Source organism: Leyella stercorea (genome assembly GCF_021531655.1).
Genome location: NZ_JADYUF010000040.1, coordinates 21,413 through 32,591 on the forward strand (window position 1 = coordinate 21,413; position 11,179 = coordinate 32,591).

11 protein-coding genes are annotated in these 11,179 nt (G+C 51.3%); 8 read left to right on the top strand and 3 right to left on the bottom strand.

Annotated features, from left to right (window positions below; translation table 11 throughout):
- Positions 1-225 precede the first annotated feature (225 nt).
- Positions 226-774, top strand: a complete 549-nt coding sequence (locus I6E49_RS11060; RefSeq protein WP_235402340.1) for a D-Ala-D-Ala carboxypeptidase family metallohydrolase — start codon at positions 226-228, stop codon at positions 772-774.
- Here the strand turns inward: I6E49_RS11060 and I6E49_RS11065 are convergent.
- Complete coding sequence (locus I6E49_RS11065) at positions 734-1,783, bottom strand: glycosyltransferase family 9 protein (protein WP_235402342.1); 1,050 nt, start codon at positions 1,781-1,783, stop codon at positions 734-736. The genes I6E49_RS11060 and I6E49_RS11065 overlap by 41 nt on opposite strands.
- Positions 1,784-1,804: 21 nt before the next feature.
- Positions 1,805-2,629: an alpha/beta hydrolase gene (locus I6E49_RS11070; protein ID WP_235402343.1), complete on the bottom strand. Its 825-nt coding sequence runs from the start codon at positions 2,627-2,629 to the stop codon at positions 1,805-1,807.
- A gap of 104 nt (positions 2,630-2,733) precedes the next feature.
- Here I6E49_RS11070 and I6E49_RS11075 point away from each other — a divergent pair, with 104 nt between their 5' ends.
- The 7 genes from I6E49_RS11075 (at position 2,734) to mutS (ending at position 10,221) form a co-directional block, all read left to right on the top strand.
- Positions 2,734-3,297 carry an NUDIX hydrolase gene (locus I6E49_RS11075; protein WP_235392572.1) on the top strand — a complete coding sequence of 188 codons (564 nt, stop codon included), beginning with the start codon at positions 2,734-2,736 and terminating at the stop codon, positions 3,295-3,297.
- A gap of 60 nt (positions 3,298-3,357) precedes the next feature.
- Positions 3,358-4,533 carry a TlpA disulfide reductase family protein gene (locus I6E49_RS11080; protein WP_235402345.1) on the top strand — a complete coding sequence of 392 codons (1,176 nt, stop codon included), beginning with the start codon at positions 3,358-3,360 and terminating at the stop codon, positions 4,531-4,533.
- Positions 4,534-4,773: 240 nt separating this feature from the next.
- Positions 4,774-5,370: a LemA family protein gene (locus I6E49_RS11085; protein ID WP_235402348.1), complete on the top strand. Its 597-nt coding sequence runs from the start codon at positions 4,774-4,776 to the stop codon at positions 5,368-5,370.
- Between the two features lie 3 nt (positions 5,371-5,373).
- Positions 5,374-6,345 (top strand): TPM domain-containing protein, encoded by a 972-nt coding sequence (locus tag I6E49_RS11090; protein ID WP_235402350.1) that lies wholly within the window; start codon positions 5,374-5,376, stop codon positions 6,343-6,345.
- Positions 6,346-6,496: 151 nt separating this feature from the next.
- The gene (gene aroQ, locus I6E49_RS11095) at positions 6,497-6,916 is read left to right on the top strand and encodes a type II 3-dehydroquinate dehydratase (protein ID WP_235402351.1); all 420 of its coding nucleotides are present in this window, start codon (positions 6,497-6,499) and stop codon (positions 6,914-6,916) included.
- Positions 6,913-7,548 (top strand): O-methyltransferase, encoded by a 636-nt coding sequence (locus I6E49_RS11100; protein ID WP_235402352.1) that lies wholly within the window; start codon positions 6,913-6,915, stop codon positions 7,546-7,548. The genes aroQ and I6E49_RS11100 overlap by 4 nt, the downstream gene beginning before the upstream one ends.
- 39 nt (positions 7,549-7,587) lie before the next feature.
- Positions 7,588-10,221, top strand: coding sequence for a DNA mismatch repair protein MutS (gene mutS, locus I6E49_RS11105; protein WP_235402353.1), 2,634 nt, complete (start codon positions 7,588-7,590; stop codon positions 10,219-10,221).
- A gap of 143 nt (positions 10,222-10,364) precedes the next feature.
- On the opposite strand, the gene I6E49_RS11110 is transcribed toward mutS, so the two are convergent.
- The gene (locus I6E49_RS11110) at positions 10,365-10,550 is read right to left on the bottom strand and encodes a hypothetical protein (protein WP_235402354.1); all 186 of its coding nucleotides are present in this window, start codon (positions 10,548-10,550) and stop codon (positions 10,365-10,367) included.
- Positions 10,551-11,179 lie beyond the last annotated feature (629 nt).

Below are 11,179 nucleotides of genomic sequence, written 5' to 3' on the forward strand. Positions count from 1 at the left end.
GAGTGACAACATTAGATGTTCAGGTTTCGGATGGAATATATTTAACTTTCGTAAACGAAGATTTTCGGAAATGGTAGTGTTAGTTCCCGATTGCATAATATCTTTGCACCATCAAAAGAATCAAACCTAAAATACCACCGACACAAAAACTTCAAGATATATTACAATCAGGGTCTGCAAAGGACCCGTTTACTTGACATCTTAACATTAATAATTCAAACCACAATGAAAAACACGGAAATGGCTGTCGCCCTGGCGGCAGCCACTTGTACAAACGTACAACAGATTATGGTCGCAGACACAGTATTCGACCAGTTGCCAACCATTCAGTTGAGCCGGCACTTCAGCTTGCGCGAGTTTGTCATATCAGCCACTGCAATACGCTTTGGCATTGACAACACGCCGCCCGACGAGGCGGTGGCGCGGCTGAGGGTGCTGTGCGAGAAAGTGCTTGAACCGCTGCGCCTGCGCTTTGGAGTGTTGCGCATTACGAGCGGCTACCGCTCGCCAATCGTAAACGAGAAGGTGGGAGGCGTGGCTACATCGCAACACACTATGGGCGAGGCTGCCGACATCTACGTGCCCAACGATGAGGTGGGCATGAAGATGTATAATTATATAAGGTGTAGTCTTGACTTCGACCAGCTTATTTACGAGTATCGGTCGAAGACGGGCGCGCGATGGATGCACGTGAGCTACCGTGCCGACGGCAACAACCGCCATGAGGCATGGATTAATGCTTCAAATGCTTCTCGACGTGATCGGCAACGGTAATAGGATCGATTTGTGTGAGGCAGGCATAGTCGCCCCGCTTGCACAGACGGTTGCCATGCAGGCTGCACGGACGACAATCGAGGTCGGCCTGTATGACATCGTCGTGGCTCTGACCATAGCCCAAGTAGCCGGCATAAGGGTGCGTAGCCCCCCAAAGGCTTACCACCCGGGTGCCAGCTATGGAGGCAAGATGCATGTTGACGCTGTCCATCGAGAGCATCACATCGAGATGCGACATGACTATAAGTTCCTGCTGCACGCTGCCAAGCAGCTGCGAGGCGTTGGTGCAGTTCTTGTATTGGGCGCACCAGCGGTCGATTTGCGCCATCTCGGCATCGCCTCCGCCAAACAGGAAGATACGGCATGAGGGATGGCGGCGTATGAGTTCGGCTATGACGCGTTCGGTAAGCTGGGCAGGATACACCTTGCCGCGGAACGCAGCGAACGGAGCTATGCCTATCCATTGCTGAAACATCTTCTTCTCTCCGATACGGTCGCTCACCAGTCGCAGATTGCCTCCTGTAGGCGGGAATAGCGACTGGAAGTCGAGCCGTACGTTGTAGCCCAGACGGGCGAGCACGTCTATATAGTCGTCGAACAGCGACGGCAGCTGCCTGAGGCACTTGTCCTTGGTAGCCACAAGCTTGCGGCGGTCCTGACGATGGTTGTCGAGATGCTCCACACGATAGCTCGATATGTTGAAGCGCATGCGCAGATAGGACGAGCGCAGTATGCTCTGCATGTCGGCAATGGCTGTGAAGTTCTTGGCTACAAGTCGGCGGTATAGGGCGTTGAGTCCCTTCACGCCATGATACTCACCATTAAGGTCTGCAGCCATAAAGCCTACGTTGTGCGCAATGCCGTCGAACAGCGACCGTGCGAAGGGATTGCTGAGCACTGTGATGCGCAGTTCGGGATACTGCTGGGCAAGCGAGCTGACCACGGGAACGAGCATTGCCACTTCGCCCAAGGCCGTGAAACGCATTATCAAGAGGTGTTCTGTCTTCATAGATTGATTTGGTTTTAGGTCTTAAAAACTCTCAAGCCATCCCTTAAGGTTGGTGAGCATCTCGGCATGAAAGGCAAATGAGGTGTTCATTCCCCATCCGTGTCCGCCTGTAGGATATACGTAGATAGATGCCGGAACGTCGTGGCGGTACAGCTCGGCATAATAGTTGACGCTGTTGATGGGCATAACTGCATGGTCGTCGTCCGAAAGCAGCAGGCAGGCACGGGGCGTAACGCGCGTCACCTGAAGGTCGGAACAGTACTTCTGCTCGTCCTTCTTATGGGCGTCCTTGCCCAGCAGATTGTCGTGCGAGCCCTGATGGGTGTAGCCCTGCATCATGGTTATGACGGGATAGAAGAGAATCTGGAAGTTGGGTTTGGCGTCGGCTTTCGACTGTGTGGCTATGGTTGAGGCGAGATGTCCGCCAGCCGAGAATCCCATGATGCCCACGTCAGAGGCATTGATGTGCCAGTTCTTGGCGTTGCGGCGCACAATGCGCATCGCCTCCTCGGCATCGCTGATTGGCACCTTTACGTTGCCGTTGGGCATGCGGTAGTGCAGAACAATGGCTGCAATACCCATATTGTTGAAGAAGGGTGCCCACTGGGTTCCCTCATGATCCATAGCCAGAATAGCATAGCCGCCACCCGGGCAAATCACCACGGCACGTCCGGTGGCACGCTTGGCGTCAGGCAGATACACCTTTATGTAGGCGGTGTCCTGCAGTCCGTTTTTGTTAGGGGCCTTGGCAGTCCATAGGTTAACATCGAATGAGCGTTGCGCCATAGCCGACACGGACACGGCAAGAAGCACAACGAGTAAAGCGAAAGATTTCAAATTTCTCATTTCTGATATAAGTTTTTAGATTTATCTTACTAATAATTGCCTTTTGTCTTGCAAAGGTAACCATTTTTTAGTAATATTGCAGACGTTTTTAAAATTTACTTCACATGCATCCATTAGAGAAATTTGAGTATTGCCCCATGTGCGGCAGTCATCACTTTGTAGAGAACAGCAAAGCAAGTAAGAAATGCGAGAACTGCGGATTTGAGTTTTTTATGAATCCCAGCTCTGCCAACGTAGCAATCATCACCAACAGCAAGGGCGAAATACTCGTAGAACGCCGTCGCAACGAACCCGCCAAGGGCACGCTCGACCTGCCAGGAGGATTTGCCGAACTGGGCGAAACTGCCGAACAGGGCGTTGCACGTGAGGTTATGGAAGAGACAGGACTGAAGGTTACGGAGTCGAAATACCTCTTCTCGCTGCCCAACATCTACCGCTATAGCCGCATCGACATACACACACTCGACATGTTCTTTGAGTGTAAGGTGGAAGACGAGAGCGTGCTCACAGCCAACGACGACGCTGCTGAATGCATGTGGATAGCACCCGGCGACATACATACGGAACAGTTCGGACTGCGCAGCGTGCGCTGGGGACTCATCAAATTCCTCGGACGTGAGGAGCGTTTTTCGCCCGAAAATCGCGAAAATGTGGATAAAAATGTGTAAGTTTGCAGTCTATTAGTCAATAGACACACATTTTTATATATAGCATAATAACAAAAAACAATGAAGATAAAACCATTAAACAGCCTCTTCGCCATCGCTTTGGCGGTAGTGGCAGTGCTGGGCATGGCCTCATGCAACGAAAAGAAGTTCCACGTCAACGGTACTATCGGCAACGCTGCCGACTCAACGCTCTACTTTGAGAATATGAGTCTGAACGGTCCGGTGGTAATCGATTCGGTGAAACTATCGGCCGACGGCACCTTCGACTTTGACGACAAGGCCCCTACAGCACCCGAGTTCTACCGCCTGCGCATTGCCGGACAAATCATAAACATTGCCATTGACTCTACAGAGACGGTCAGCATAAAGGCAGAATATCCAGGTATGGCGTCGCAGTATGAGGTAAGCGGATCGGAAGAGTGCTCGCGCATCAAGGAGCTTACGCTCATGCAGATGGGACTGCAGACACAGCTCAACGCCATTGCAAACAATCCGCAGCTCGGAGCCGATGCAGTCAACGACAGCGTGGCACGTGTTGTTGAAGCATACAAGACCCGCGTGAAGACCGACTACATCTTCAAGGAGCCTATGAAGGCCTCGTCTTACTTCGCATTGTTCCAGACTTTGAACGCTGGCGGACAGTCGGTGCTGATATTCAATCCACGTTCGTCAGAGCAGGACGTGAAGGTTTTTGCTGCCGTGGCTACAAGTTGGGACACTTTCTATCCTAACGAGGAGCGTGGCGAGAACCTCCATAACATAGCCATCGAGGGCATGAAGGACATACGCATCATCAAGAACAAGCAGGCGCAGGGCCTCGTGGCTGCCGATAAGGTGAACACTACGGGCATAATCGACTTCACACTGACCGACAATAAGGGTCAGGAGCGCCGCCTGTCATCGCTTCAGGGCAAGGTTGTGATGCTCGACTTCCACCTCTTTGCGGGCGAAAAGTCATTGCAGCGCATCATGATGCTGCGCGAACTTTACAACAAGTATCACGCTGCCGGACTCGAGATATATCAGGTAAGCGTCGACTCTGACGAGCATTTCTGGAAGACTCAGACTGCTGCCCTGCCTTGGATAAGCACACGTGCAGGCGACGACACACGCGTACTGCAACTGTACAACGTACAGCAGGTGCCCACCTTCTTCCTGCTCGACCGCAACTGCAACGTTGTGAAGCGCGATGCACAGATCAAGGACATCGATGCTGAGATTAAAGCGCTGCTTTAATCTCGGTTGATATGGTGTGGTGGTGCAGACAATAAAAGGGGACCGACTTCACAGCCGACCCCCTTTGTCTATTATACAATAACATTATGAATTTATAATTTTGGCTATTTTGAAACGTGTGGCGGCAATGCCATCGGCATCAGCCACTGTCATCATCACGCTGGCAAAGTTACTATAAATTAACAACTTGCACAATACTCATATATGAGTAAATTTGTGCAACAACCAAATTAAACGAAAATGGAAAAGAAATCGAACAAAAAAGGATGGATCATCGCAGGTGTGGTGATTCTGGTGATAGCTCTCTGGGGCATTAGCGGATATAACGGTCTGGTGTCGATGGACGAGAACGTGAACGGCAAGTGGGCTAACGTTGAGACACAGTATCAGCGTCGCTCCGACCTCATACCTAACCTCGTGAGCACCGTCAAGGGCTATGCCAAGCACGAGAGCCAGACACTTGAGGCTGTAATGGCTGCACGCTCGCAGGCCACTCAGGTGAAGATTGACCCCTCTAACTGCACTCCGCAGCAGCTGGCACAGTATCAGAAGGCGCAGGGCGACGTTACCAATGCACTGGGCAAGTTGCTCGCCATCACCGAGAACTATCCCGACCTCAAGGCAAACCAGAACTTCCTCGAACTGCAATCGCAGCTGGAAGGCACCGAAAACCGCATCAACGTGGCACGCAAAGACTTCAACGATGCTGCCAAGGAATACAACGTGGCTATACGCCGATTCCCCAAAAGCCTGATTGCAGGCATGTGCGGTTTTGACAAGAAGAACTACTTCGAGGCAGAGGCTGGAGCCGACAAGGCTCCTAAAGTGGAGTTCTAAACAATGAACATCGTTAACTTTCTATCCCCGTCCATTAAAGGATGGGGCAAGGGAGCGGGGCTTCTTATCGCAGCCCTGCTCTTTGTCTTTACGGCAACTGCTGCCGCAGAGACCAAGCAATACACCATCGACGACGTGCCCAACGTGCGCCTCAGCGACGTGCGCCAGTATGTGACCGACCCTTCAGCCATTCTCTCTGCTACAGCACGCGACTCTATCAACGCCATACTCGGACGCTTGGAGAAGAGCACGGGCATTGAGACTGCCGTGGTAATGCTGCCAAGCATAGGCGACGAAGACATCTTTGACTTTGGCCACGAACTGTTCCGCAAGTGGGGAATAGGCAAGAAGAAGAGCGACAACGGACTGCTCATCCTCTTCGTTATGGACCAGAAGAAGGTGAGGTTTACTACCGGTTATGGCATAGAAGGCACTATGACCGACGCCATGTCGAAGCGCATCCAGACCACCTTAATGATACCACGCTTCAGGAATGGCAACTGGGATGGCGGTATGGTAAGCGGCGTCCGTGCCGTGGCGAAGACTCTCGACGGCTCGATGCAGGCAGAAGAGGGCAGCGGCGAGGACGACATTTCGACGATCATGATTACTCTCTTGGCCATAGTAGTAACAATGCTGATATTCATTTATGCTATGGGCTCGCTGCAACGCTGTCCAAAATGCAAGAAACGCAGTGCCCTGCGCAAGGTGAAGGAGCAGCACCTGGTGGTGAAGAACAAGAACGGACGCATCATACGACGCATTCTGCGCACCACATACGTATGCAAATACTGCGGCAACACCGTAACCAAGGACACCGACGAGAACGATCACGGCAGCGCTATGGCTACTGGTGCCATGCTCGGTTCGATGCTGGGCGGTGGCAATAGAGGCAGCGGATTCGGTGGCGGAAGCTTCGGTGGAAGCTTCGGAGGCGGCTCAACGGGCGGCGGCGGAGCTACGTCGGGATGGTAAGAGAGTTAGGAATTTTGAGTTTTGAATTTTGAATTGTCGGCTGCGCCGATTAGAAATTGATAAATTAGGAATTCAAAGCTCAAAATTCAAAACTCAAAATTGCCATCGGCAACAACTCAAAACACAAAATTCAAAACTCAAAATTCGAATTATGAAAATACAAATCATAAACGGACCCAACCTCAATCTGTTGGGAACACGCGAACCCGGAATATACGGCAGCAGCACTTTCGAGGCTTATCTCGACTCATTGCGCAAGCAGTATCCTGACGTTCAGATAGACTATTATCAAAGCAATATAGAGGGATGCCTCATCGACAAGATGCAGGAAGTGGGGTTCTCAGCTGACGGAATAATCCTCAATGCCGGCGCATACACCCACACCAGCATAGCATTGCAGGACTGCATACGCTCGCTTAAGAGTCCCGTTATAGAAGTACACATAAGCAATGTGCACAAACGCGAGGAGTTCCGACACAAGTCAATGATTTCCTGCGCCTGCCTGGGCGTAATATGCGGATTCGGAATGGACTCTTACCGTCTGGCACTTGAAGCAATCAAAGCGTTATGACAGAAGATATAGAGAAGTATGTTCTCGCCCACTCCGAACCCGAAGGCGACTATCTGTACCGCCTCTACCGCGCCACCAACATCCATACAATACACGGACGCATGGCATCGGGACATCTGCAAGGACGCTTGCTGAAGATGCTCGTAAGCATGATACGCCCCAAGAACATTCTTGAGGTGGGCACCTTCTCGGGCTATAGCGCCATCTGCATGGCTGAAGGATTGGACGAAGGAGGAAAGGTGTGGACGTTTGAGATAAACGACGAGATGGAAGACTTCACCCGTCCGTGGATTGAAAACTCGCCCGTGGCTGACAAGATAGACTTCCGCATAGGCGACGCCAACATTGAAGCGCCTAAGCTTGGCGTGACGTTCGACCTCGCTTTTGTCGACGGCGACAAACGTACGTATGTCGAGACTTACGAGATGGTGCTACGACTGTTGCGACCCGGAGGATATATCATTGCCGACAACACGCTGTGGGACGGTCATGTCACCGACCCGGCTTACGACCACGACCATCAGACACAAGGCATCAGACAATTCAACGACCACGTTGCTGCCGACAACCGTGTTGAGCAGGTGATAGTGCCGTTGCGCGACGGACTGACGCTTATCAGAAAAAAGGATTAAAGACATTAAAGGCTTACAAAAGAACCACTACTATATTATATGGCTCAGAAAAAGAATGACGACGGACTGACACCTATGATGCGACAGTTCTACACGTTCAAGAACGAGCATCCCGACGCACTCCTGCTGTTCCGCTGCGGCGACTTCTACGAGACTTATTCGAGCGATGCCGTTGAAGCGGCTAAGATTCTCGGCATCACTCTGACTCGACGCTCTAACGGAAAGAACCCTTCAAGCGCAGCAATGGAGATGGCTGGATTTCCTCACCACGCTCTCGACACCTATCTGCCTAAGCTCATCAGGGCTGGCAAACGTGTGGCTATATGCGACCAACTGGAAGACCCTAAGCTCACAAAGACGCTCGTGAAGCGTGGCATAACCGAACTTGTCACGCCCGGAGTGGCTATGAGCGACAACGTGCTCAACTATAAGGAGAACAACTTCCTTGCTGCCGTGTTCATGACAAAGGCCCAGTGTGGCGTGGCTTTTCTCGACATTTCTACCGGAGAATTTCTAACCGGCGAGGGCACTTTCGACTATGTGGAGAAGCTGCTGGCCTCGTTCCAGCCTAAGGAGGTGCTGCACGACCGGCAGATGAAGGCGCAGTTTGAGGAGCATTTCGGCAACCGCTGGTGTACATTCCAGCTCGACGACTGGATGCTTACGGAGCAAAGTTCGCGACAGAAGTTGCTGAAACATTTCGGAACGAAGTCGCTCAAGGGTTTCGGCGTAGAACATCTGAAGCTCGGAGTGATTGCAGCCGGAGCCATATTGCAGTATCTTGAAATGACGCAGCACACCCATCTGGGACACATCACATCATTGCGACGCATCGAGGAAGACCGATATGTCAGACTAGACAAGTTCACCATACGCTCCCTGGAACTGCTGCAGTCGATGCAGGACGACGGCGTTTCGCTGCTCGACGTTATCGACCGCACCACGACAGCAATGGGTGCGCGTATGCTGAAACGCTGGACTGTGTTCCCGCTTATGGACGTTGCTTCTATCAACAAGCGTCTGGATGTGGTGGAGACATTCTTCCGTAAGCCCGACTTCCGACAGACCATTGACGACAATCTGCATCGTATCGGCGACATGGAGCGCATCATTTCGAAGGTGGCTGTAGGACGAGTGTCGCCACGCGAGGTAGTACAACTGAAGCTGGCATTGCAAGCCATCATCCCGATAAAGACCGCCTGCCTATACAGCGACAATGAAGAGATACGCTCAATAGGCGAACGTCTGAACCTATGCGAGTCGCTTCGCGAACGCATTGAGCGTGAAATACAGCCCGATCCGCCTCAGCTCATCAACAAGGGCGACGTTATTGCAGCCGGATTCTCGCCCGAACTCGACGAACTGCGGTCGATTTCGCGCGGTGGCAGAGACTATCTGCTGCGCATTCAGGAAGAAGAAGCGCAGAAAACGGGCATTCAGTCGCTCAAAGTGGGATATAATAACGTGTTCGGATATTATCTTGAGGTGCGCAATACGTACAAGGACCAGGTGCCGCAGGAGTGGATTCGCAAGCAGACTCTTGCCAATGCCGAACGCTACATAACCCAGGAACTCAAAGAATATGAGGAGAAGATAATGGGAGCCGACGAGAAAATACTCGCCTTGGAAACCCGTCTTTTCACCGAACTGGTCACCGATATGGCTGAGTTCATACCCCAGATACAGATCAACGCCAACATCATTGCACGCCTCGACTGCCTCCTCTCGTTTGCAAAGGCAGCCGAAGAGCACCGCTATGTGCGCCCCGTTGTGGCTGACGACTGTGTGCTTCAGATTACGGCAGGGCGTCATCCAGTGATAGAGACGCAGCTGCCTATGGGTGAGGAATATGTGCCCAACGACATCGAACTGGATGCCGAACAGCAGCAGATAATGATCATTACGGGCCCTAACATGGCGGGTAAGTCGGCTCTGTTGCGCCAGACCGCGCTCATAACGCTCATGGCTCAGATGGGATGTTTTGTCCCTGCCGAGGCTGCACGCATTGGTCTTGTTGACAAGATATTCACCCGTGTGGGTGCATCGGACAACATATCATTAGGTGAATCGACCTTTATGGTGGAGATGACGGAGGCTTCTGACATTCTCAACAACGTCACTCCACGCTCGCTCGTGCTCTTCGACGAGCTTGGACGAGGCACTTCTACCTATGACGGCATCTCCATAGCGTGGGCTATTGTGGAATATCTGCACGATCATCAGGGCGCTCAGGCACGCACACTCTTCGCCACTCACTATCACGAACTGAACGAAATGGAGAAGAACTTCGGTCGTATCAAGAACTATAACGTCAGCGTGAAGGAGCTGAACGGCAAGGTCATTTTCCTGCGCAAGCTGATGCGAGGCGGTTCGGAACACTCGTTCGGTATTCATGTGGCTGAGATTGCAGGTATGCCGAAGTCTATCGTCAACCGTGCCAACACCATTCTGAAGCAGTTGGAGACTGACAACGCAAGCGTTGGAGTGGAGTCGCGACAGAATCTCGGTTCGTCGTCGGCAGCAGGTATGCAACTCTCGTTCTTCCAACTCGACGACCCCGTGCTCTGTCAGATACGCGACGAGATTCTAGGTCTTGACATAAACAATCTCACTCCGGTTGAAGCTTTGAACAAACTGAATGAGGTGAAGAAGATAATAACGGGACGGTCGTAATCAATAAGGATTGAAGGCAGAATATATAAGGATAAAAGTATATTAATGATACTTGCAAAATGAATACGTATTACTTTGCCTTTGAATACGTTTTACTTTGCCGATGAATACGTATTGCTTCCGAAAGCATGCTTCAACAGATGTCAGTTATATGGGTTGAATGCAACAAATGTAGGAGGATGGCGTGCTAAAAGTCTAAGCAGCACGCCCCGAAGGGGCAGAAGCACATAGCCCTGGGCACCGCCCTGGGTGTACGGATAGATATAGTCCAAACGCCCTGTAAGGGCAAAAGCATTGATAATTAACGCTTTTGCCCTTACATGGCGCATTGGTTTTTGCGATACTTTTACCCAGGGCGGTACTCTGGGTACATAGCATTCAATAAACATTGCGCCCTGTAAGGGCAACTCTATTGAGCCACTGAGAGTTGCCCTTAGGGCGTTAGATTTAATATACCCTTTTCACCCAGGGCGTTGCCCTTGGCTGTGGAGGTCATTGGGCTTTCAGCCCGCATTCTTTGAGTTTTGACACTCACTCCTCCTACAGATAACTGTGTTTCGCTGTCGTTTTGAAAAGGAGTCCTTTTGGGTTGCAAAACGAATCCTTTTGGTGAGCAAAAGGGGTCCTTTTGAAGGGCAAAAGGACAACTATTGGAAGGCAAAAGGAGTCCTTTATATTTAGGGGTGAATTTCCTCTGATTTCAAATAGTAGGAGAAGGGTGCAGTCAAATGTCAGTTATACGGGCTGAAAGCCCAATAAGCTCATAGCCCAAGGCAGCGCCTTGGGTGTGCGGATTGAAAAAAAGCAAAACGCCCTGCAAGGGCAAAAGCATTGATAATTAACGCTTTTGCCCTTACAGGGCGCATTGTTATTTGGGATACTTTTACCCAAGGCGCTGCCTTGGGCTATGAGCTCATTGGCTTTCAGCCCGCTTTGTTAGACTTTTGATACACTCTCC

Bases quoted from the DNA above. Each gene is read 5' to 3' on its own strand.
- I6E49_RS11060 (WP_235402340.1), top strand. From the start codon at position 226: ATGAAAAACACGGAAATGGCTGTCGCCCTGGCGGCAGCCACTTGTACA.
- I6E49_RS11065 (WP_235402342.1), bottom strand. From the start codon at position 1,783: ATGAAGACAGAACACCTCTTGATAATGCGTTTCACGGCCTTGGGCGAA.
- I6E49_RS11070 (WP_235402343.1), bottom strand. From the start codon at position 2,629: ATGAGAAATTTGAAATCTTTCGCTTTACTCGTTGTGCTTCTTGCCGTG.
- I6E49_RS11075 (WP_235392572.1), top strand. From the start codon at position 2,734: ATGCATCCATTAGAGAAATTTGAGTATTGCCCCATGTGCGGCAGTCAT.
- I6E49_RS11080 (WP_235402345.1), top strand. From the start codon at position 3,358: ATGAAGATAAAACCATTAAACAGCCTCTTCGCCATCGCTTTGGCGGTA.
- I6E49_RS11085 (WP_235402348.1), top strand. From the start codon at position 4,774: ATGGAAAAGAAATCGAACAAAAAAGGATGGATCATCGCAGGTGTGGTG.
- I6E49_RS11090 (WP_235402350.1), top strand. From the start codon at position 5,374: ATGAACATCGTTAACTTTCTATCCCCGTCCATTAAAGGATGGGGCAAG.
- aroQ (WP_235402351.1), top strand. From the start codon at position 6,497: ATGAAAATACAAATCATAAACGGACCCAACCTCAATCTGTTGGGAACA.
- I6E49_RS11100 (WP_235402352.1), top strand. From the start codon at position 6,913: ATGACAGAAGATATAGAGAAGTATGTTCTCGCCCACTCCGAACCCGAA.
- mutS (WP_235402353.1), top strand. From the start codon at position 7,588: ATGGCTCAGAAAAAGAATGACGACGGACTGACACCTATGATGCGACAG.
- I6E49_RS11110 (WP_235402354.1), bottom strand. From the start codon at position 10,550: ATGCGCCATGTAAGGGCAAAAGCGTTAATTATCAATGCTTTTGCCCTT.